Below are 19823 nucleotides of genomic sequence, written 5' to 3' on the forward strand. Positions count from 1 at the left end.
ACATAAAGTGTACAGCAAACTGAGGCGCAAGGTCAGCGTGATTGCCGTAACCTGCGGCAGAATGTAAAAAGCCCCGCAAAGCTGCGGGGCCTTCCATTCGTGTGTTCAGACGTTAATCGTCTGCGGCACAACAACCTTACTCAGCAACGATGCTGATATATTTACGGTTGTTAGGACCTTTAACTTCGAATTTAACTTTGCCGTCTGCGGTAGCAAACAGAGTGTGGTCACGACCACAACCTACGTTGTTACCGGCGTGGAATTTGGTACCACGCTGACGAACGATGATGCTACCTGCCAGAACAGATTCACCACCGAAACGCTTAACACCCAGACGTTTTGCATTGGAGTCGCGACCGTTACGAGTCGAGCCACCAGCCTTTTTATGTGCCATTTGTCAGATCTCCTCTTACGCGCTGATCACAGTGATTTTCACATCAGTGAACCACTGACGGTGACCAGCTTGCTTACGGTAGTGTTTACGACGACGAAACTTAACGATTTTAATTTTCTCGCCACGACCGTGAGCAACAACTTCTGCCTTGATCACACCGCCTGAAACCAGTGGCGCGCCGATTTTCACGTCTTCGCCATTTGCAATCATCAGAACCTGGTCGAACTCGATGGTTTCACCGGTTGCGATGTCCAGCTTTTCCAGGCGAACGGTCTGACCTTCGCTTACTCGGTGTTGTTTACCACCACTTTGGAAAACCGCGTACATATAAAACTCCGCTTCTGCGCATGCCTTTCTGTTCATCAGGCGGCGCGATAAATATTCACAATAGGGCGCGAATTCTACGCAAAACTCCAGCAGAAGACAAGTGCACTTTGCACTCTCTTGCAGAAAAAAAGCGCAGGACGAATGCAAACGTTTCTCAACCCGATTTTTCAAGTACAATCAGTAACAGATTACCTGAACTCACGCTGGGTAAAAGCGCTTACCATGCAGAAAACGAGTCAAAGCTGAACAGACGAATGAACTTAGAACAGATTAACGAATTAACCGCGCAGGACATGGCGGCCGTCAACCAGACCATCCTCGACCAGCTGAATTCAGATGTCTCACTGATTAACCAGTTGGGCTATTACATCATCAGCGGGGGAGGCAAACGCATCCGTCCGATGATCGCGGTGCTGTCAGCACGCGCGCTGAATTATCAGGGATCGCTGCATGTGACCAATGCGGCGCTGATCGAATTTATCCACACGGCGACGCTGCTGCACGATGATGTGGTGGATGAATCCGATATGCGCCGTGGCAAAGCCACCGCTAACGCCGCGTTCGGCAATGCGGCGAGCGTGCTGGTCGGGGATTTTATCTATACCCGCGCCTTCCAGATGATGACCAGCATGGGATCGCTGAAGATCCTTGCACTGATGTCCGAAGCGGTGAACGTGATCGCCGAAGGGGAAGTGCTGCAGCTGATGAACTGCAACGATCCGGATATCACCGAAGAGAGCTACATGCGGGTGATCTACAGCAAAACCGCCCGCCTGTTTGAAGCCGCTTCGCAGGCTTCGGCGATTCTCGCGGAAGCCACGCCAGCGCAGGAGAAAGCGCTGCAGGATTATGGCCGCTATCTCGGTACGGCGTTTCAGCTGATCGACGATCTGCTGGATTACAGCGCCGACGGCGAGACGCTGGGCAAAAATACCGGTGACGATCTGAGCGAAGGTAAGCCGACGCTGCCATTGCTGCACGCCATGCACAACGGCACGCCAGAGCAGGCGCAGATGATCCGCAAGGCGATCGAGGAAGGTAATGGCCGTCATCTGCTGGAGCCGGTGCTGGCGGCAATGCAACAAACCGGTTCGCTGGAATGGACGCGCAAACGCGCCGAAGAAGAGGCGGATAAAGCCATCGCCGCGCTACAGGCACTGCCAGAAACGCCGTGGCGCAGCGCGCTGGAAGCACTGGCGCACATGTCGGTGCAGCGCGATTTCTGACCTGCTACGGGGCCGACCGGCCCCGTTTTTATTTCTCCCCCCTGCTCTGCCCGTCTGATTACATTCCCTTGCAGCATTTTTGCGAAAAACTGCGCAGTTTCGTGCACAGGCAAAACAATTACTGGAAACATATGGAAATTATTTGCTATAAAAATCCGGATTTTTCCAGTTATCTCTGCGCAGGAGAGCCACAGCGCTGCAGAGATGGAGCACTAACACGGACACGGAGAAGAGAGTTATGCATGCAAGGAGAGAAGACTGGCATCCGGCAGATATCATTGCGGCCCTGCGCAAGCGCGGTACGTCACTGGCCGCCCTGTCACGTCAATCTGGCCTCAGTTCATCGACGCTGGCCAACGCGTTGTCACGCCCCTGGCCTAAAGGTGAATGGCTGATCGCCACGGCGCTGAAGGTCCATCCTTCCGAGATCTGGCCCAGCCGCTATTTTGATCCGGTCACGCAGCGTCTGCTGGATCGTAAAAAACGCATTCGATCGCCCCAGGTTCTGAAAAAGATCGTCTCACGCGGATAAAGCAAAAAAAACCAGCCACGCTGTCGTGACTGGTTTTCATGCCTGGCAATCAGGACAAAGGATTACTCGCCGCTGACGCGCTCAATGTTGGCGCCTAACGCTTTCAGCTTGTCTTCAATGTGCTCGTAGCCACGATCGATGTGGTAGATACGATCCACCAGCGTCGCACCTTCTGCAATGCAGCCTGCCAGTACCAGACTGGCTGACGCACGCAGATCGGTCGCCATCACCTGCGCGCCGGACAAGGTTTCAACACCGTGACAGATAGCGGTGTTGCTTTCGATTTCGGCGTGCGCACCCATACGAATCAGCTCCGGGATGTGCATGAAGCGGTTTTCGAAGATGGTCTCGGTAATCACGCCGGTACCTTCAGCCACCAGGTTGAGCAGCGTAAACTGCGCCTGCATGTCGGTCGGGAAACCCGGGTGCGGTGCGGTACGGATGTTAACCGCTTTCGGACGCTTGCCGTGCATATCCAGGCTCACCCAGTCTTCACCGACTTCAATCTCCGCACCCGCATCACGCAGTTTCGCCAGCACGGCGTCCAGCGTGTCTGGCTGCGCATTGCGGCACACCACTTTGCCGCGCGAGATAGCGCCGGCCACGAGGAAGGTGCCGGTTTCGATACGGTCCGGCAGCACGCGATAGACGCCGCCGCCGAGGCGCTCAACGCCCTCGATGGTGATTTTGTCGGTGCCGGCGCCGCTGATTTTCGCGCCCAGCGTGTTAAGGAAGTTTGCCGTGTCGACAATCTCCGGTTCACGCGCCGCGTTTTCAATGATGGTGGTGCCCGTCGCCAGCGTTGCGGCACTCATGATGGTCACGGTCGCGCCCACGCTGACCTTATCCATCACAATGTGCGCGCCCTTCAGGCGGCCATCCACAGAGGCTTTAACATAGCCCTCTTCCAGTTTGATCTCGGCACCCAGCTGTTCCAGGCCGGTAATGTGCAGATCGACCGGACGCGCACCAATCGCACAGCCACCTGGCAGAGAAACCTGGCCCTGGCCAAAACGCGCCACCAGCGGCCCCAGCGCCCAGATGGAGGCGCGCATGGTTTTCACCAGATCGTACGGCGCACTGAAGACATTAACTTCGCGCGCATCAACGTGGACCGAACCATTGCGTTCCACGCGCGCACCGAGCAGGCTCAGCAGCTTCATGGTGGTATCGATGTCACGCAGCTTCGGCACGTTCTGAATCTCTACCGGCTCTTCAGCCAGCAGCGCAGCAAACAGAATCGGCAGCGCAGCATTCTTCGCCCCGGAAATGGTCACTTCACCGCTTAAACGGGTGGGGCCTTGCACACGAAATTTGTCCATTAACACGGCTCTCAATTATCTATCAACAAAACAGCCAGAGTGGCGCTTAGAAACCGTTGAGTTTACGGTCGCGCGCCCACTCGGCTGGGGTATAAGTCTTGATGGACACCGCATGAATACGGTTATCCGCAATGTATTCCATCAGCGGCGCGTACACAGCCTGCTGTTTCTTTACGCGGCTCAGCTCGCCAAACATTTCGCCCACGGCAATGACCTGGAAATGGCTGCCATCGTTGCTGAGAACATGTACTTCTTCTAACGGCAGCGCCTGCATTAGCACGGCCTGAACTTCACTATTTTCCATCGCTCATTGCTTCACTTGATAATAATAAGGCGGATATCTTAGAGGAAAGCGCCTGACTCTTAAATACGCAAAAGCCCCTGAAAAAATCAGGGGCTTTGTCAGCAGCGCCGTTAATCAGGCGATTTGTTCCGCAGAAACAATAATCTGCTGCAGGTTGTACAGCTTGATTAACGAGTCGAGCTTATCGGTGATACCACTGAAAAGCGGCGTCGTGCCCTGCGCCCGCGCGATTTCGCGCAGATGCACCAGCAGCGCCAGCCCGGCAGAATCAACCCGATCCAGCGCCGCCACGTCAATCGTGGTGATACCAGCCATGGCGCTGTCACGCGCCTGCCACAGCGCCAGCAGCGTATCGCGGTCCAGTTTGCCGCTCAGGGCCAGCGTGCTGGCAGTGCGCTGCCAGCGTAACGGTTCGCTCATTATTGCTGCTTGTCCAGGGTGATAGGCTGCGCGGCATAGGTTTTCAGCTGCGCAGTCAGGCCGTCGATGCCTTTGGTGCGCAGCAGATCGCTCCACTCATTCTGTTTGGTGGTGATCATGCTGATGCCTTCAGCAATCATGTCATAAGCCTGCCAGTTGCCGGTCTGGCTGTTCTTGCGCCACTGGAAATCAAGGCGCACCGGCGGACGACCGTTGGGATCGATGATGGTGACGCGAATCGCCACGATATTGGCATCGCCAATCGGCTGCTCAGGCTGAATCTGGTAAGTCTGGCCGTGATACAACGCCAGCGCCTGACCATAAGCCTGCGCCAGATAATCCCCGAACGCGGCAAAGTAGGCGTCGCGCTGCGCCGGCGTGGCTTCGCGGTAGTAACGGCCCAGTACCAGCGCCCCCGCGTATTTAATCTGCACGTACGGCAGCAGCTCCTGGCGCACGATTTCGCGCAGGTAATTCGGATCCTGCTTAATCTTCGGCTGTTCGTTCTTCAGGCGGGTAAAGGTCTTCTCCGCCGCTTCATTCATCATCTTGTACGGATTGCTCTGGTTGGCATCCGCTGCGTTTGCCGCCAGCGGCGCGATGGCCAGCAGGGCCACCATCAGGAAACGTTTTAACATCGTGTTGTACCTCTCTGGGTTATTCCGTTGTAGCAGGTGCTGCCGGGGCGCTCGCGCTGGCGGCGCCCGACGATTTCTCATTGTCCTTGTTGTCGCCGCTCTTGTAGAGGAACTGGCCGATCAGGTCTTCCAGCACCAGCGCCGATTTGGTATCCCGCAGCGTGCCGCCATCTTTCAGCATCGCCGAGCCAAGCTCCGGATCGTCAAAACCTAAGTTGAGCGCGAGGAACTGCTCACCCAGCAGACCCTGGGTGCGAATCGCCAGCGAGCTGGTGTCAGGAATTTTATTGGCATACTGTTCGCTGATGTCCATGGTGACGCGCGGCGACAGCGTTTTGTCATCCAGTGAAATGTCGGTGACGCGGCCAATCACCACGCCGCCAATTTTCACCGGCGAGCTGACTTTCAGGCCGCCGATATTATCGAAGGTGGCGTACAGCTTCCACGTTGGCTCAGTACCCAGCGATTTAAGATCGGCGACGCGCAGGCTGAGGAACAGCAGCGCCAGCAGCGCAGCCAGCATAAACACGCCAACCCAGATTTCGTTTTTTTTGCTTTGCATTGCATTAATTCCCAAACATCAGTGCCGTCAGCACAAAATCCAGTCCAAGCACCGCCAGCGAAGCATGGACTACGGTACGCGTCGTCGCGCGACTGATCCCTTCCGAAGTCGGGATGGCGTCATACCCATTGAACAGCGCGATCCAGGTCACCGTGATGGCAAACACCGCGCTCTTGATCAGGCAGTTGATCACATCGGTACGAAAATCCACCGCGTTCTGCATCGCCGACCAGAAGAAACCCGGGTCGATGCCTTTCCAGGCCACCCCGACCAGCGCGCCACCGGCAATGCCCACCGCGGTAAAGATCAGCGCCAGCAGCGGCATACTGATAAAGCCGGCCCAGAAGCGCGGCGACACTACGCGGCGCAGCGGATCGACCGCCATCATCTCCATGCTGGAGAGCTGCTCAGTGGCTTTCATCAGGCCAATTTCCGCAGTGAGCGCCGAACCGGCGCGCCCGGCAAACAGCAGCGCGGTGACTACCGGCCCCAGTTCGCGCAGCAGCGACAGCGCCACCAGCATACCCAGGCTGGTTTCCGCGCTGTAAGTGGTGAGTACCAGATAGCCCTGCAGCCCCAGCACCATGCCAATGAACAGGCCGGAGACCACAATGATCAGCAATGACAGCACGCCCACGCTATACAGCTGCTTCACCAGCAGCGGCGCATGCTTACGAAACGCCGGTTTACCCACCAGCGCATGGAAGAGCATTAAGCCCGCCCGGCCAAAGGCCGCACAGGTGTTAATTCCCTGACGCCCAAATGACGCCAGTGCCTGTAACCACATCAGTTTAGCTTCTCCCTGTGCGGGTCAGATCGCTGAGGTAATCCCCGGCAGCGAAGCGGAACGGCACCGGACCATCCGCATGACCCTCAATAAACTGGCGCACGCGCGGATCGGGATTCTCCCTCAGCTGCGGCGCACTACCCTGAGCAATAATCTTTTGCCCGGCAACAATATAGGCATGGTCGGCAATGCTCAAGACCTCCGGCACATCGTGTGAAACCACAATGCAGGTGACGCCCAGCGAATGGTTAAGCTCATCAATCAGCTTGACCAGCACGCCCATGGTAATGGGATCCTGGCCGACAAAGGGTTCGTCGAACATGATCAGCTCCGGCTCCAGCGCAATTGCACGCGCCAGCGCCGCCCGGCGCGCCATGCCGCCGGAGAGTTCGGCTGGCATCAGCTGCGCTGCACCGCGCAGTCCGACGGCTTCCAGCTTCATCATTACCGTGCTGTGCAGCAATTCCGCTGGCAGCCGGGTGTGTTCGCGCAGCGGCCAGGCAACGTTTTCATAGACGTTAAGGTCGGTGAACAGCGCACCGGACTGGAACAGCATGCTCATTTTTTTACGCACGTCATACAGCTTACGGCGCGACAGCGTCGGAATGTTCTGGTCACGAAACCAGATCTCACCTTTGTCCGGCTGCAGCTGCCCGCCAATCAGGCGCAGCAGGGTGGTTTTACCGATGCCGGAAGGGCCCATAATCGCCGTGACTTTGCCCGCCGGAACGGTCAGCGAAATGTCGTCGAAGATGGTGCGATTGCCGCGCGTAAAACTGACGCCACGAACCTCAACCAGATTCGTTTGCTGCTGGATCATCATTACCTCTTTAAACGGATCGGGCGTAATTAACGTGGTGGATGGTAGCCTGGTAAACCACAATGCACGATAGTTTTACAGAAACTTACCCGTCCGGTGTGGCGAAAACGGCCTTAAAATTTACTTTTGCCTCTCAGACAGTCAAAATCAGCGCCTGATTCCGCACGCGCACTGCTTTTACCTGTCGGACAAGGTTTGCCGGCACCGTTATCCATCAAGGATTTTTCATGTTCGTAGCCACTGCCCTGCTGTTTATCGGATTGATTTTACTGGCTTACGGAGCTGACCGCCTGGTGTTCAGCGCCGCGATCCTGTGTCGATCCCTTGGCATTCCCCCGTTGATCATTGGCATGACGGTGGTGAGCATTGGCACTTCACTGCCGGAACTGATCGTCTCGTTCTCTGCCGCACAGCATGGTCAGATGGATTTAGCCGTGGGTACCGCGCTGGGCTCGAACATCACCAATATTCTGCTGATTCTGGGGGGCGCTGCGCTGCTGCACCCTTTAACCGTACACTCCAATCTGATTCGCCGCGAACTCCCTCTGCTGCTGCTGGTCTCACTGCTCAGCGGCATCATGCTGTTTGATAACCAGCTCAGCCGGCTGGATGGCGTGGCACTGCTGCTGCTGGCGCTGGGTTATCTGCTGGTGGCGATCCGCATCGCCCGGCGGGCCGAGCGCGATAATAATGACACCCTGACGCGTGAACAACTGGCGGAGCTGCCGCGCGACGAAAGCGGCAATACGGTAGCGTTTCTCTGGCTGGCGGTTGCGCTGATTATTCTGCCGATGTCGACGCGCATGGTGATCGACAACGCCACGGTGTTTGCGGATTACTTCGGCGTTAGCGAACTGGTGATGGGACTGACGCTGATTGCTGTCGGTACCAGCCTGCCGGAACTGGCCACGGTGCTGGCCGGCGCGCTGAAAGGCGAAGACGATATCGCCATCGGCAACCTGATTGGCGCCAATATCTTCAATCTGGCGATTGTGCTGGGCCTGCCGGCGCTGGTGCATCCCGGCGCGATCGATGCGCACGCCTTTGCACGGGATTACTGGATTATGCTGGGCGTCAGCGTGCTGTTCGCCCTGCTGTGCCTGCTGCGCAAGCGCCGCATCGGCCGCGTAGCGGGCACGCTGCTGTTAGGTGGATTTATCGTGTGGGTGCTGTGGCTGTGGCTCAGCCCCACGCTTATCGCAAGCTATTAAGGATGACTGACCATGTCACATCAGCAACCGGATTTCGACTTCCAGCAGGCAGGTAAAGCGGTACTGCGCATTGAACGCGAAGGGCTGGAACAGCTCGACCAGTATATTAACGCCGACTTCAGCCGCGCCTGCGAAATGATCTTTGCCTGCCGTGGCAAAGTGGTGGTGATGGGCATGGGCAAATCCGGCCATATCGGCAAGAAAATGGCCGCCACCTTCGCCAGCACCGGCACGCCGGCGTTCTTCGTCCACCCGGGTGAAGCCAGCCACGGCGATCTCGGCATGGTCAGCACCAATGATGTGGTGATCGCTATCTCGAACAGCGGCGAGTCGGGCGAAATCCTCGCGCTGATCCCGGTGCTCAAACGGCAGAAAGTGCAGCTGATTTGTCTGACCAGCCGTCCGGAGAGCGCCATGGGCCGGGCTGCCGATGTGCATTTATGCGTGAAAGTGCCGCAGGAAGCCTGTCCGCTCGGGCTGGCACCGACCTCCAGCACCACCGCCACGCTGGTGATGGGCGATGCGCTGGCGGTGGCGCTGCTGGAAGCGCGCGGCTTCACGCAGGAAGATTTCGCGCTGTCGCACCCGGGCGGCGCGCTGGGGCGCAAACTGCTGCTGCACGTCAGCGACATTATGCACAGCGGCGACGAAATTCCCCACGTCACCCGTGACGCCTCGCTGCGCGATGCGCTGCTGGAAATCACGCGCAAAAACCTCGGCCTGACGGTGATTGTCGACGACCTGATGAAAATCGAAGGGATTTTCACGGACGGTGACCTGCGCCGCATCTTCGATATGGGCATCGATTTCCAGTCGGCCCGCATCCAGGATGTGATGACGCGCGGCGGGATTCGCGTGCGCCCTAATCTGCTGGCGGTGGATGCGCTTAATCTGATGCAAAACAAAAACATCACTGCGCTGCTGGTGGCCGATGACGATCGCCTGCTCGGTGTGGTACATATGCATGACATGCTGCGCGCTGGCGTGGTCTGAACGGGAAACAACAATGAGTGCTGAAACCACGATGGTCGACACCTGCTACGGTCCGGTGAGCGCCGACGTGATGGCGCGGGCGGCCAACATCCGCCTGCTGATTTGCGATGTCGACGGCGTGATGTCCGACGGCCTGATTTACATGGGCAACAGCGGTGAAGAGCTAAAGGCCTTTAACGTGCGCGACGGTTACGGCGTGCGCTGCCTGCTGACCTCGGACATCGAAGTGGCTATTATTACCGGCCGTCGCGCTAAACTGCTGGAAGATCGCTGTAAAACGCTCGGCATTACGCATCTTTACCAGGGACAGTCGGATAAGCTTTTGGCCTGGCGCGAACTCCTGGATAAACTGTCACTATCGGCAGACCAGGTCGCGTATATTGGTGACGACCTGATCGACTGGCCGGTAATGGCACAGGCGGGTCTGAGCGTGGCCGTCGCCGATGCGCATCCGGTGTTACTGCCGCGCGCGCATTACGTGACGCGCATTGCTGGCGGTCGCGGTGCAGTACGTGAGCTATGCGACCTGATTTTGCTGGCGCAGAACAAATTTGAGGATGCCAAAGGGCAATCAGTATGAGTAAAAGCAGGCGTTGGATAACGCTGATTCTGGCGCTGATCGCCCTGGTGCTGATCGGCTGGAATCTTACCAACCAGGACGACAGCGCCACGCCGGTGGCGACCAACGATCAGGCGCCGACCTACACCAGCGCCAACTCCAGCACCGTGGTGTATAACCCGACGGGTGCGCTGGCCTATAAGCTGGTCTCGGATAAAGTGACCTACTTTTCGGCCGAAGAAGTGAGCTGGTTCGATAATCCGGTGATGACCACTTACGACGAAAACAAAGTGCCCACGTGGTCGGTTCGTGCTGACAAGGCAAAGCTGACGAAAGATCGTATGCTGTATCTTTATGGCCACGTTGAAGTACACACATTGACGCAGGATTCCCAGCTTGAGCGCATCATCACGGATAATGCTCAGGTTAATCTGGTCAGCCAGGATGTGACGTCTGACGATCAGGTCACCCTATTTGGCCGCAGTTTTAACTCCACTGGCATGAAGATGCGCGGCAACCTACGGACAAAGAATGCCGAGCTGCTTGAAAAGGTCAAAACCTCCTATGAAATTCAAAATGAACAAAAATAGCCTTAAGTTGCTGCTGGTGAGTGCGCTGCTGGCAACCAGCCTGCCGGCGCTGGCGTTAACGGGCGATTCGGACAAGCCGGTTAACATCGACTCGGTGAACCAGGCGCTCGATTTGCAGGGTAACGTCGCCACCTTTACCGGCAACGTGATCGTGACCCAGGGCACCATCAAAATTACCGCCGATAAAGTGGTGGTAACCCGTCCCGGCGGCGACAGCAACAAAACCATCGTCGATGCCTACGGCAATCCGGCCACCTTTTATCAGATGCAGGACAACGGCAAACCGGTGCAGGGTCATGCCGCCAAACTGCACTATGAGCTGGCCAACGATTTCGTCGAGCTGACCGGCAACGCCTTTATCGAGCAGCAGGACAGCAACATCAAAGGCGATCGCATCACCTATCTGGTGAAAGAGCAGAAGATGCAGGCCTACAGTCAGGGCCAGAGCAAGCGCGTCACCACCGTGCTGGTGCCGTCGCAGCTGCAGGATAAAAACGGTTCGTCTGCGAGCCCCAAAAAGAGTAACTGATCGCTATGGCCACATTAGTCGCTGAAAACCTGGCGAAAGCCTACAAAGGCCGTCGCGTAGTAGAAGATGTCAGCCTGCAGGTGAAATCCGGCGAGATTGTCGGCCTGCTGGGTCCCAACGGGGCCGGTAAAACCACCACCTTCTACATGGTGGTAGGCATCGTGCCGCGTGATGCCGGCCGCATTATTATCGATGAAGAAGATATCAGTATTCTGCCACTGCATGCGCGCGCGCGGCGCGGCATCGGTTATCTGCCGCAGGAAGCGTCGATCTTTCGCCGTCTGAGCGTCTACGACAACCTGATGGCGGTACTGCAGGTGCGTGACGACCTGACGGAAGAGCAGCGTCAGGATCGCGCCAATGAGCTGATGGACGAGTTCCACATTGGCCATCTGCGCGACAGCATGGGCCAGGCGCTGTCGGGCGGTGAACGTCGCCGCGTCGAGATTGCCCGTGCGCTGGCCGCCAATCCAAAGTTTATCCTGCTGGATGAACCTTTTGCCGGCGTTGACCCCATCTCCGTTATCGATATCAAAAAGATCATCGAACACCTGCGTGACAGCGGCCTCGGCGTGCTGATCACCGACCACAACGTGCGTGAAACGCTCGCGGTGTGTGAGCGCGCATATATCGTCAGCCAGGGCCATCTGATTGCCCACGGCACGCCAGATGAAATTCTTGCAGATGAGCAGGTTAAGCGGGTTTATTTGGGCGAAGAGTTCAGACTCTGATAAGGTGTCGGCATACCCGACATTTGCTTAGGAAATTCTAGCCGGATTATGAAGCAAGGTTTGCAACTCAGGCTCAGCCAACAGCTGGCGATGACCCCCCAGTTGCAGCAGGCAATCCGCTTGCTGCAACTCTCTACGCTTGAACTCCAGCAGGAACTGCAACTGGCGCTGGAAAGCAATCCGCTGCTTGAACAAACCGATCTGCACGATGAAGTCGACGCCCGCGAGTTTCAGGAGAACGAGGCGTTAGATACCCGTGAGGCACTCGAACAGAAAGAGATGCCGGAAGAGCTGCCGCTCGATGCCACCTGGGACGAGATCTACACGGCCGGCACGCCCTCCGGCACCGGCACCGATTACCAGGACGACGAGCTGCCTGTGTATCAGGGTGAAACCACGCAGTCGCTGCAGGACTATCTGATGTGGCAGGTAGAACTGACGCCGTTCACCGACACCGACCGCGCCATCGCTACTTCCATCGTCGATGCCATCGACGATACCGGTTATCTCACCGTCAGCTTACAGGACATTTGTGACAGTATTGGTGACGAAGAGCTGACGCTGGAAGAGGTGGAAGCGGTGCTGAAGCGCGTACAGCGTTTCGATCCGGTGGGCGTCGGCGCACGCGATCTGCGTGACTGCCTGCTGGTGCAGCTGTCGCAGTATGCGGCCGATATGCCGATGCTGAACGAAGCACGGCTGATTGTCAGCGAGCACCTCGACCTGCTGGCTAACCACGATTTCCGCAGCCTGATGCGCGTGACGCGGCTGAAAGAAGAGGTGCTGAAGGAAGCGATGCTGCTGATTCAGTCGCTCGATCCGCGCCCCGGGCAGTCCATCAATACCAGCGAGCCCGAGTATGTGATTCCCGATGTGCTGGTGCGCAAGACTGGCACACGCTGGACGGTGGAGCTGAACGCTGACAGCCTGCCGCGCCTGAAGATTAATCAGCATTACGCCGCGATGGGCGGTTCTGCGCGTAATGACAGTGACAGTCAGTTTATTCGCAGCAACTTACAGGAAGCCCGCTGGCTGATTAAGAGCCTGGAGAGCCGCAACGACACGCTGCTGAAAGTGACGCGCTGTATTGTCGAACAGCAGCAGGCGTTTTTTGAACAGGGTGAAGAGTATATGCGTCCGATGGTACTGGCGGATATCGCCCAGGCCGTGGATATGCATGAATCCACCATTTCCCGCGTCACCACGCAAAAGTATTTGCACAGCCCGCGTGGCATTTTTGAACTGAAGTATTTTTTCTCCAGTCACGTCAGCACCGAAGGCGGTGGCGAAGCCTCGTCGACGGCGATCCGTGCACTGGTGAAAAAATTAATCTCCGCGGAAAATCCCGCAAAACCCTTGAGCGACAGCAAACTGACCTCCATGTTATCTGAACAGGGCATCATGGTGGCGCGACGTACGGTTGCTAAGTATCGCGAGTCTTTATCTATACCGCCATCAAACCAGCGCAAGCAGCTGGTTTGACCGAAACAAGAAGGAAGACCTATGCAGCTAAACCTTACCGGACTGAATGTTGAGATAACCGACCCACTGCGCGAATTTGTAAATAACAAATTTGCCAAACTGGAACACTATTTTGATCGTATCAATCAGGTTTATATTGTTCTGAAAGTGGAGAAGGTGACGCAGATTGCGGAAGCAACCCTGCACGTCAACGGCGGGGAGCTGCACGCCACATCGGAAGCGGAAGACATGTACGCGGCCATCGACGGGTTGATTGACAAGCTGGCCCGTCAGCTGACCAAACACAAAGACAAACTGAAAAAACACTAACCTTCACGCTTGCAGAGTGCTGACGGGTTCAGCACTCAGAGGAGAAATGGGGCGGGTCACCGCCCCGTTTTGTCATCTGCGCAAGCGCCTGCAGTCACCTGCCCTGCCCGTTCGCGGTGTCCCGGTACGTGCCTTACGGCTATGTGAACACGCAAGTGAAACGATGATGAACAACGATCTGACACTGGAATTGAGCGCGGTCCTTTCGCTGGACTGCACCCGCAGCGGCGTACACTGCCAGAGTAAAAAGCGCGCGCTGGAAATTATCAGCGAGCTGGCCGCTAAGCAGCTCAATCTGCCGCACCAGACGCTTTTTGAAGCCATCCTGACCCGTGAACGCATGGGCAGTACCGGCATTGGCAACGGCATCGCCATCCCGCACGGCAAGCTGGAGGAGGATACGCTGCGCGCCGTTGGCGTGTTTATCAGCCTCGACCAGCCTATCGCCTTTGACGCCGTCGACAACCAGCCGGTTGACCTGCTGTTTGCCCTGCTGGTGCCCGCAGACCAGTGCAAAACCCATCTGCACACCCTGTCGCTGGTGGCGAAACGCCTGGCGGATAAAACCGTCTGCCGCCGTTTGCGCGCGGCACAGAGCGATGAAGAGCTCTACGCCATCATTACAGAAGCTCAGGAAGATCACGCTTAAGCGACAGACACTTTTACCGGCCTGCGTGCCGGTTTAACACGGGAGAAATGTGATGGTGCTGATGATCGTTAGCGGTCGGTCAGGCTCAGGAAAATCAGTCGCGCTGCGCGCCCTTGAGGATATGGGCTTCTACTGTGTCGATAACCTGCCGGTGGTGCTGCTGCCGGAGCTGGCGAACACCTTAACCGAGCGCAATATCTCAGCGGCGGTCAGCATTGACGTGCGCAACATGCCGGAATCACCGGAGGTGTTTGAGCAGGCACTGAACAATCTGCCGGAAGCGTTCTCGCCACAGCTGCTGTTTCTGGACGCCGATCGCAATACGCTGATCCGCCGCTACAGCGACACGCGCCGCCTGCATCCGCTCTCCAGCAAAAATCTGTCGCTGGAAAGCGCCATTGATGAGGAGAACGATCTGCTGGAGCCACTGCGCTCGCGTGCCGATCTGATCATCGATACCTCAGAGATGTCGGTGCATGAGCTGGCAGAAATGCTGCGCACGCGCCTGCTGGGCAAGCGTGAGCGTGAACTCACCATGGTGTTTGAATCCTTCGGCTTCAAGCATGGCATCCCGATCGACGCTGATTACGTGTTTGACGTGCGTTTCCTGCCCAACCCACACTGGGATCCGAAGCTGCGTCCGATGACCGGGCTCGATCGTCCGGTGGCGGCCTTCCTCGATCGTCACACCGAAGTGCACAACTTTATCTACCAGACACGCAGCTATCTCGAGCTGTGGCTGCCGATGCTGGAAACCAATAACCGCAGCTATCTGACGGTGGCGATTGGCTGTACTGGCGGTAAGCACCGTTCGGTCTACATTGCCGAACAGCTGGCAGACTATTTCCGTTCGCGCGGTAAAAATGTGCAGTCCCGTCATCGCACCCTGGAAAAACGTAAATCATGACCGTGAAGCAAACCGTTGAGATTCGAAATAAGCTGGGTATGCATGCGCGCCCGGCGATGAAGCTGTTTGAGCTGGTACAGAGTTTTGATGCGGAAGTGCTGCTGCGTAACGAGGCCGGTACCGAAGCCGAAGCCAGCAGCGTGATTGCGCTACTGATGCTCGACTCCGCTAAAGGCGGTCATATCGAAATCGAGGCCAGCGGCCCGCAGGAAACCCAGGCGCTGGCCGCGGTCATTGAGCTGTTTGAAGCCGGTTTTGACGAAGACTAACCACGTCAATGCAGCTGGTAACGGTTGAGAAAACCCTCACCGCCCAGCTGGCGCATCTGGCGCATAATCCACTGCTGGCGCTGACGAATGTAGCCGGACGGCGCATCCGCGCGGAAGCGAATCGGATTCGGCAGCACCGCCGCCAGCAAAGCGGCTTCCGCCATGCTCAGCCGGCTGGCAGGCTTGTGGAAATAGCGCTGCGATGCCTCTTCCACACCAAACACTCCATTACCGAATTCCGCAATATTCAGGTACACCGTCAGAATGCGGCGTTTGGTCCATACCGTTTCCAGCCCCACCGTCAGCCCGGCCTCCAGCCCTTTGCGCACCCAACTGCGGCCATCCCACAAGAACAGGTTCTTCGCCGTCTGCTGAGACAGCGTTGATGCGCCGCGCATCCGTTCGCTGCCGTCATTGTCCAGCACCTGCTGAATGGCATGCACGTCAAAGCCCCAGTGCTCGGGGAATTTCTGATCTTCCGAGGCGATCACCGCCAGCGCCATCCACGGTGAAATCTCATCCATTCCCACCCAGTCTGAATGGGCGACATAATCGAAGCGTCCGCTGAACCACGCGCCAAGCTGCCGCTCCACCATTACCGCCGAAAACGGCACCGGCAAAAATGCGAACAGCACAATACCGGCCAGCCACAGACCCAGCCATGCCAGAAGCACCCTGCCAGCCAGCCGCTTCAGGCGCTGGACCATCTTCCCTTTACTCTTACTCATGCAATCGTCTCTTACCGGTTCCCTGGATTAATCAATTACTCAGGTCATGATTTCAAATAGCGGTGATGCAAGCCGGAATTTTATCTCTGCGGCATCGCGACCACCAGCCAAACTCATTGCGCGGGCAACCATCGTTCCTCTATTAGAGCCAGTCGCATCAAGCACTTCCGGCAAAAAGGAATCGGTTCCATGCAGAAAAATCGCGCAGCGCGCACAGGCATAAATACTTAACCGATTGTGATACCGCTCACGTTAAACCTTTCACGATGTTTAACTATCATCTCTAGTAGTCAGTGAAGATGTTCATTGACAACCGAGACCATTCTGAAAAACACGGCGCAAATAGCGACAATTACGCTTCAGGCCAGGGCGCAGCCTGTAAAACGTTTTACCGCCCATCCGGTTTACGCTAACCGTTCAATGCCCGAACTGGAACTTTCAGCCGGGGGTTTCCAAAACGTTTTGGATAACCGCCACAAAATCTGGATATTCATTATTAGAATCAATAACATGAGCATAAAAACGGCCGTTGCGCTGCGCTTTTTGCCGTTTCCCTTCGCCGCGCAGCGCTTTCCGGACCGCGACTGTGGGAAAACCAGGCAAAAAACCGAACATTTGCTCAAAAATAGTGCAATACGCCAAAGAAATTGATTCCTTGCTTGACTGTGTCAGCAAATTAATGTTTTCTGTATTTAAACGCTGCTCAACATCACACAATTTAATGAATCTTGTCACAAGCCGTGGCGAATTTGCTAAGGTGATTTTGAAGCGTTAACCAATACCACGCTGTTGCTTTTGTATTCGATTTCTAATAATAGCAGCAGCGCCCATTTCCCTGGTGTTGGCGCAGTATTCGCGCACCCCGGTTTCGACTGGGGTCATTTTTTTCTGGCCCGCGCTATTTTTCCCGCTCCGCAACCCAGTTCCGTAATACTTCAACGTCGTGCCGCCACTCGTGTTTCAGCTCGTCGACCCACTCCTGCACGTTATCCCACCAGGCCGGCAATTCCGGTGACTGAATCTGTTTCGCCAGTTTCTGCAGATGCAGCAGGCCGACGGAGCCCGCCGCGCCTTTGATCTTGTGCCCCTCTTCGGCGATGCCCTTCTGGTCACGCGCCATCATGTTGGAGTCCAGCACCTCAAGATAACCCGGCATCATCTGCTCGAACATCGTCAGGCTTTGGGTGATCAGCCCCGGACCAACCAGCTCGATATACTGCTCCAGCATGTCGACATCCAGCAGCGTGCGTGACTGTTCCGCGTCGGCGTCACTCACCACCGCTTCCGCTTCGGTCTGGTAATCCCAGAATTTCTTGATCATCGCGGTCAGCGCCGGCACCGCCAGCGGTTTGCTCAGCACATCGTCCATGCCAGCATCGAGATACTCTTTTTTATCCTTCAGCACGTTGGCAGTCAGCGCGACCAGCGGCGGCAGCGTCACGCCGGCGTGCTGCTGATGAATGGCGCGCGACACATCGAGGCCGGTCATGTCCGGCAGCTGGATATCCAGCAGCACCAGGTCGAACTCCTGCGGATCGAACATCGCCAGCGCCTCACCGCCGGTCATCGCCACCTCCACGCTGCAACCCAGCTTCTCCAGTACCGAGCGCGCCACAATCACGTTGAGCTCGATATCTTCTACCAGCAGCACGTGCAGCGCCGGCAGCGGCATGCTGTCGTCCTGATCCTCATCTTCCACTTCATCCGCCACGCGCGGCGCGTGGATTTCCACGGTAAAGCACGAGCCCTGACCCGGTGCGCTGCTGACAGTGATATCGCCGCCCATCGCCTGCGCCAGCCGGCGTGACACCGCCAGGCCAATCCCGGTGCCGGTGGCCGGTTTACCGCCGTGCTGATCTTTCACCTGGTAATACATGGCGAAGATTTTGTCCTGCTCTTCCTGCGGAATGCCCATCCCGGAGTCCTGCACCTCAAAGTGCAGCGTTTCGTCCTGGCGATAGGCGACGCGCACCACGATTTCGCCCTGCCGGGTAAACTTCACGGCATTGCCGATCAGGTTCCACAGAATCTGGCGCAGGCGCGTGCCGTCGGCGGAGATCTTGTGCGGCAGCGGCAACTCCGGTGCCATGACGAACTTCAGCCCTTTCGGCTGCGCCAGCAGGCCGGAGAGGTTTTCCAGGTCGGCGAGGAAGCCGGTGAAATCCAGCGGCTGGTTATCCAGCTGCACTTTGCGCCGCTCAATCTTGTCGACTTCAATCACATCATTAAAGATGTTACCGAGGGTGATGGCCGAGACGTGAATGGTTTTCAGGTACTTCAGCTGTTCCTGATTGAGATCGGTATCCAGCAGGATGCGGCTCAACCCGACGATGCCGTTAAGCGGCGTACGCAGCTCGTGGCTGATGGTGGAGATAAAGGTGGTCTTTTCACGGCTGGCGTTCTCCAGCGCGTCCTGATAGCGCTTACGCTCGGTAATATCGCGTCCGAAGCCCATCAGGCCGCTGCGCTTACCGACGCGGTCGTAATACGGCACTTTGCGGATTTCAAAGCACGCTTTGCGCCCGTCCGGATACTGTAACCACTGTTCATAGGTGAGCGACACATTGTGGCGAAACACCTTCTCATCGGTCTCCAGCACTTTGGTGGCGGCATCTTCGTCGTAAATGTCGCGCGGCGTCAGGCCAATCAGCTGCTTCTCGCTCAGCCCGGTGAGCAGTTCCATGGCGCGGTTACAGCCGGAGAACTGTTTGTCAATGTTGCGATAGAACACCAGGTCGGGCGAGGCATCGAGGAACGAACGCAGGAAGGAAGATTGCTGCTCCAGCTCAATCTGCGCCTGTTCACGCCGCGTCATCTCTTCGCGCAGCTTATCCATCACCTGCTCGCGCGCCTGCTCTGCTTTAATACGGTCGCTGATTTCCTGGTTCAGCTGGCTGATGGTCTCTTTCATCTGCTGATTCAGTTCAAGGTCGCGCGTGCGCATCTCCTCCAGCTTGTCCACCAGCTTCGACAGCCGCTGGCGCGACTCCTCCAGCTGATCGACCACCACGGAGAGAAAGTAGACCGCCCACGGGGTAATCAGCAGGCCAAAAAACACCGAACGCACCACGTCAATACTTTCAACGTGGCCACGCAGCACCATGGTGACCGCCATCTGCACCACCATTGCCAGCACCACCAGCGCCGAAGCCAGCAGCAGTGAAAACCGCACCAGCCCGAGCTTGACCATTAAATCCACGTAGTACTGTGCTAAAAGACGAATCTGTTTCATTACGCGCTCCCTGAACGAATCTGGCTCATCATAGCGTAATTATCTGCGCGCTGCGCCGCCGCACGCGCCGTGCGGACTGACTTTACGCCCTGTTATGGTGCAGCAGCGCGACGTTTAGCCGACGTTCCCGCCTTTATGCCTAAAGCGCTTGACTAATTCTGCTAACTGAATAATCTGGAGGGCCGCGCTTTTGCGGGTCCCCGTGCCGCGTGCCCGGCGCATCCGCTTTCTGCAGCCATCCCTCCTGATGGTTGCCTTCCGTTATTGCATATCCATTCAGCTTAAGTGCTGTTTTAATCACA

25 protein-coding genes are annotated in these 19823 nt (G+C 56.9%); 14 read left to right on the top strand and 11 right to left on the bottom strand.

The window, feature by feature from the left end; translation table 11 throughout:
- Window positions 1–136: 136 nt before the first annotated feature.
- Entirely contained in the window at window positions 137–394 is a 258-nt protein-coding gene (rpmA, locus tag C1N56_RS16820) for a 50S ribosomal protein L27 (protein WP_006121751.1), read from the bottom strand.
- Window positions 395–409: 15 nt separating this feature from the next.
- Window positions 410–721, bottom strand: coding sequence for a 50S ribosomal protein L21 (gene rplU, locus C1N56_RS16825; RefSeq protein ID WP_021507728.1), 312 nt, complete (start codon window positions 719–721; stop codon window positions 410–412).
- A 254-nt stretch (window positions 722–975) separates the two neighbouring features.
- Between rplU and ispB the strand changes: the two genes are divergently transcribed.
- Both ispB and C1N56_RS16835 read left to right on the top strand, forming a co-directional pair.
- Window positions 976–1947, top strand: coding sequence for an octaprenyl diphosphate synthase (ispB, locus tag C1N56_RS16830; RefSeq protein ID WP_021507729.1), 972 nt, complete (start codon window positions 976–978; stop codon window positions 1945–1947).
- Between the two features lie 238 nt (window positions 1948–2185).
- Window positions 2186–2479 (top strand): helix-turn-helix domain-containing protein, encoded by a 294-nt coding sequence (locus C1N56_RS16835; RefSeq protein WP_394516895.1) that lies wholly within the window; start codon window positions 2186–2188, stop codon window positions 2477–2479.
- A 62-nt stretch (window positions 2480–2541) separates the two neighbouring features.
- Here the strand turns inward: C1N56_RS16835 and murA are convergent, their stop codons facing one another.
- From murA to mlaF, 7 genes are all read right to left on the bottom strand, one after another.
- Complete coding sequence (murA, locus tag C1N56_RS16840) at window positions 2542–3801, bottom strand: UDP-N-acetylglucosamine 1-carboxyvinyltransferase (RefSeq protein ID WP_021507731.1); 1260 nt, start codon at window positions 3799–3801, stop codon at window positions 2542–2544.
- 46 nt (window positions 3802–3847) lie between these two features.
- Complete coding sequence (gene ibaG / locus C1N56_RS16845) at window positions 3848–4105, bottom strand: BolA family iron metabolism protein IbaG (RefSeq protein WP_007886637.1); 258 nt, start codon at window positions 4103–4105, stop codon at window positions 3848–3850.
- Window positions 4106–4219: 114 nt separating this feature from the next.
- Window positions 4220–4525, bottom strand: a complete 306-nt coding sequence (gene mlaB, locus C1N56_RS16850) for a lipid asymmetry maintenance protein MlaB (protein WP_021507732.1) — start codon at window positions 4523–4525, stop codon at window positions 4220–4222.
- Window positions 4525–5163, bottom strand: a complete 639-nt coding sequence (mlaC, locus tag C1N56_RS16855; RefSeq protein WP_021507733.1) for a phospholipid-binding protein MlaC — start codon at window positions 5161–5163, stop codon at window positions 4525–4527. Before mlaC ends, mlaB begins: the two co-directional genes overlap by 1 nt.
- Window positions 5164–5182: 19 nt before the next feature.
- Window positions 5183–5725 carry an outer membrane lipid asymmetry maintenance protein MlaD gene (gene mlaD, locus C1N56_RS16860; protein WP_021507734.1) on the bottom strand — a complete coding sequence of 181 codons (543 nt, stop codon included), beginning with the start codon at window positions 5723–5725 and terminating at the stop codon, window positions 5183–5185.
- 4 nt (window positions 5726–5729) lie between these two features.
- On the bottom strand, window positions 5730–6512 hold the full coding sequence (gene mlaE / locus C1N56_RS16865; protein WP_021507735.1) for a lipid asymmetry maintenance ABC transporter permease subunit MlaE: 783 nt from the start codon (window positions 6510–6512) through the stop codon (window positions 5730–5732).
- A gap of 4 nt (window positions 6513–6516) precedes the next feature.
- Window positions 6517–7332, bottom strand: a complete 816-nt coding sequence (gene mlaF, locus C1N56_RS16870; RefSeq protein ID WP_021507736.1) for a phospholipid ABC transporter ATP-binding protein MlaF — start codon at window positions 7330–7332, stop codon at window positions 6517–6519.
- A 227-nt stretch (window positions 7333–7559) separates the two neighbouring features.
- Between mlaF and C1N56_RS16875 the strand changes: the two genes are divergently transcribed.
- The 11 genes from C1N56_RS16875 to npr all read left to right on the top strand — a co-directional run bounded on the left by C1N56_RS16875 (window position 7560) and on the right by npr (window position 15561).
- The gene (locus tag C1N56_RS16875) at window positions 7560–8543 is read left to right on the top strand and encodes a calcium/sodium antiporter (protein WP_058774893.1); all 984 of its coding nucleotides are present in this window, start codon (window positions 7560–7562) and stop codon (window positions 8541–8543) included.
- A 12-nt stretch (window positions 8544–8555) separates the two neighbouring features.
- The gene (gene kdsD / locus C1N56_RS16880; protein WP_021507738.1) at window positions 8556–9536 is read left to right on the top strand and encodes an arabinose-5-phosphate isomerase KdsD; all 981 of its coding nucleotides are present in this window, start codon (window positions 8556–8558) and stop codon (window positions 9534–9536) included.
- Between the two features lie 13 nt (window positions 9537–9549).
- On the top strand, window positions 9550–10116 hold the full coding sequence (gene kdsC / locus C1N56_RS16885; protein WP_021507739.1) for a 3-deoxy-manno-octulosonate-8-phosphatase KdsC: 567 nt from the start codon (window positions 9550–9552) through the stop codon (window positions 10114–10116).
- Window positions 10113–10685 (top strand): LPS export ABC transporter periplasmic protein LptC, encoded by a 573-nt coding sequence (lptC, locus tag C1N56_RS16890; protein WP_021507740.1) that lies wholly within the window; start codon window positions 10113–10115, stop codon window positions 10683–10685. The genes kdsC and lptC overlap by 4 nt, the downstream gene beginning before the upstream one ends.
- Window positions 10660–11214 (top strand): lipopolysaccharide ABC transporter substrate-binding protein LptA, encoded by a 555-nt coding sequence (gene lptA, locus C1N56_RS16895; RefSeq protein ID WP_031279739.1) that lies wholly within the window; start codon window positions 10660–10662, stop codon window positions 11212–11214. Before lptC ends, lptA begins: the two co-directional genes overlap by 26 nt.
- Window positions 11215–11219: 5 nt before the next feature.
- Window positions 11220–11945 carry an LPS export ABC transporter ATP-binding protein gene (lptB, locus tag C1N56_RS16900; protein ID WP_010618248.1) on the top strand — a complete coding sequence of 242 codons (726 nt, stop codon included), beginning with the start codon at window positions 11220–11222 and terminating at the stop codon, window positions 11943–11945.
- Window positions 11946–11993: 48 nt separating this feature from the next.
- Window positions 11994–13427, top strand: coding sequence for an RNA polymerase factor sigma-54 (rpoN, locus tag C1N56_RS16905; RefSeq protein ID WP_031279740.1), 1434 nt, complete (start codon window positions 11994–11996; stop codon window positions 13425–13427).
- Window positions 13428–13448: 21 nt separating this feature from the next.
- Complete coding sequence (hpf, locus tag C1N56_RS16910) at window positions 13449–13736, top strand: ribosome hibernation promoting factor (RefSeq protein ID WP_010618250.1); 288 nt, start codon at window positions 13449–13451, stop codon at window positions 13734–13736.
- A gap of 166 nt (window positions 13737–13902) precedes the next feature.
- Window positions 13903–14385, top strand: a complete 483-nt coding sequence (gene ptsN / locus C1N56_RS16915; protein ID WP_031279741.1) for a PTS IIA-like nitrogen regulatory protein PtsN — start codon at window positions 13903–13905, stop codon at window positions 14383–14385.
- A gap of 52 nt (window positions 14386–14437) precedes the next feature.
- Complete coding sequence (gene rapZ / locus C1N56_RS16920) at window positions 14438–15292, top strand: RNase adapter RapZ (protein WP_021507744.1); 855 nt, start codon at window positions 14438–14440, stop codon at window positions 15290–15292.
- Window positions 15289–15561: a PTS phosphocarrier protein NPr gene (gene npr / locus C1N56_RS16925; RefSeq protein WP_058759594.1), complete on the top strand. Its 273-nt coding sequence runs from the start codon at window positions 15289–15291 to the stop codon at window positions 15559–15561. Before rapZ ends, npr begins: the two co-directional genes overlap by 4 nt.
- 5 nt (window positions 15562–15566) lie before the next feature.
- On the opposite strand, the gene mtgA is transcribed toward npr, so the two are convergent.
- Window positions 15567–16289, bottom strand: a complete 723-nt coding sequence (gene mtgA, locus C1N56_RS16930; RefSeq protein ID WP_031279742.1) for a monofunctional biosynthetic peptidoglycan transglycosylase — start codon at window positions 16287–16289, stop codon at window positions 15567–15569.
- Window positions 16290–16595: 306 nt separating this feature from the next.
- Here mtgA and C1N56_RS16935 point away from each other — a divergent pair, with 306 nt between their 5' ends.
- A complete protein-coding gene (locus C1N56_RS16935; protein ID WP_394516896.1) occupies window positions 16596–16940 on the top strand; it encodes a hypothetical protein in 345 nt (114 codons plus the stop codon).
- Window positions 16941–17187: 247 nt separating this feature from the next.
- Here C1N56_RS16935 and arcB read toward each other — a convergent pair whose 3' ends face one another.
- Window positions 17188–19521, bottom strand: coding sequence for an aerobic respiration two-component sensor histidine kinase ArcB (gene arcB, locus C1N56_RS16940; RefSeq protein ID WP_394516897.1), 2334 nt, complete (start codon window positions 19519–19521; stop codon window positions 17188–17190).
- Window positions 19522–19823: the final 302 nt, after the last annotated feature.

The sequence above is a fragment of the Pantoea sp. SGAir0175 genome (genome assembly GCF_043547855.1).

Bases quoted from the DNA above. Each gene is read 5' to 3' on its own strand.
- rplU (WP_021507728.1), bottom strand. From the start codon at position 721: ATGTACGCGGTTTTCCAAAGTGGTGGTAAACAACACCGAGTAAGCGAA.
- mlaC (WP_021507733.1), bottom strand. From the start codon at position 5,163: ATGTTAAAACGTTTCCTGATGGTGGCCCTGCTGGCCATCGCGCCGCTG.
- C1N56_RS16875 (WP_058774893.1), top strand. From the start codon at position 7,560: ATGTTCGTAGCCACTGCCCTGCTGTTTATCGGATTGATTTTACTGGCT.
- rpmA (WP_006121751.1), bottom strand. From the start codon at position 394: ATGGCACATAAAAAGGCTGGTGGCTCGACTCGTAACGGTCGCGACTCC.
- npr (WP_058759594.1), top strand. From the start codon at position 15,289: ATGACCGTGAAGCAAACCGTTGAGATTCGAAATAAGCTGGGTATGCAT.
- ibaG (WP_007886637.1), bottom strand. From the start codon at position 4,105: ATGGAAAATAGTGAAGTTCAGGCCGTGCTAATGCAGGCGCTGCCGTTA.
- mlaB (WP_021507732.1), bottom strand. From the start codon at position 4,525: ATGAGCGAACCGTTACGCTGGCAGCGCACTGCCAGCACGCTGGCCCTG.
- lptB (WP_010618248.1), top strand. From the start codon at position 11,220: ATGGCCACATTAGTCGCTGAAAACCTGGCGAAAGCCTACAAAGGCCGT.
- mlaD (WP_021507734.1), bottom strand. From the start codon at position 5,725: ATGCAAAGCAAAAAAAACGAAATCTGGGTTGGCGTGTTTATGCTGGCT.
- lptA (WP_031279739.1), top strand. From the start codon at position 10,660: ATGAAATTCAAAATGAACAAAAATAGCCTTAAGTTGCTGCTGGTGAGT.
- mlaF (WP_021507736.1), bottom strand. From the start codon at position 7,332: ATGATCCAGCAGCAAACGAATCTGGTTGAGGTTCGTGGCGTCAGTTTT.
- rpoN (WP_031279740.1), top strand. From the start codon at position 11,994: ATGAAGCAAGGTTTGCAACTCAGGCTCAGCCAACAGCTGGCGATGACC.
- kdsD (WP_021507738.1), top strand. From the start codon at position 8,556: ATGTCACATCAGCAACCGGATTTCGACTTCCAGCAGGCAGGTAAAGCG.
- mlaE (WP_021507735.1), bottom strand. From the start codon at position 6,512: ATGTGGTTACAGGCACTGGCGTCATTTGGGCGTCAGGGAATTAACACC.
- murA (WP_021507731.1), bottom strand. From the start codon at position 3,801: ATGGACAAATTTCGTGTGCAAGGCCCCACCCGTTTAAGCGGTGAAGTG.
- hpf (WP_010618250.1), top strand. From the start codon at position 13,449: ATGCAGCTAAACCTTACCGGACTGAATGTTGAGATAACCGACCCACTG.
- ptsN (WP_031279741.1), top strand. From the start codon at position 13,903: ATGAACAACGATCTGACACTGGAATTGAGCGCGGTCCTTTCGCTGGAC.
- mtgA (WP_031279742.1), bottom strand. From the start codon at position 16,289: ATGAGTAAGAGTAAAGGGAAGATGGTCCAGCGCCTGAAGCGGCTGGCT.
- ispB (WP_021507729.1), top strand. From the start codon at position 976: ATGAACTTAGAACAGATTAACGAATTAACCGCGCAGGACATGGCGGCC.
- kdsC (WP_021507739.1), top strand. From the start codon at position 9,550: ATGAGTGCTGAAACCACGATGGTCGACACCTGCTACGGTCCGGTGAGC.
- arcB (WP_394516897.1), bottom strand. From the start codon at position 19,521: ATGAAACAGATTCGTCTTTTAGCACAGTACTACGTGGATTTAATGGTC.
- lptC (WP_021507740.1), top strand. From the start codon at position 10,113: ATGAGTAAAAGCAGGCGTTGGATAACGCTGATTCTGGCGCTGATCGCC.
- C1N56_RS16835 (WP_394516895.1), top strand. From the start codon at position 2,186: ATGCATGCAAGGAGAGAAGACTGGCATCCGGCAGATATCATTGCGGCC.
- rapZ (WP_021507744.1), top strand. From the start codon at position 14,438: ATGGTGCTGATGATCGTTAGCGGTCGGTCAGGCTCAGGAAAATCAGTC.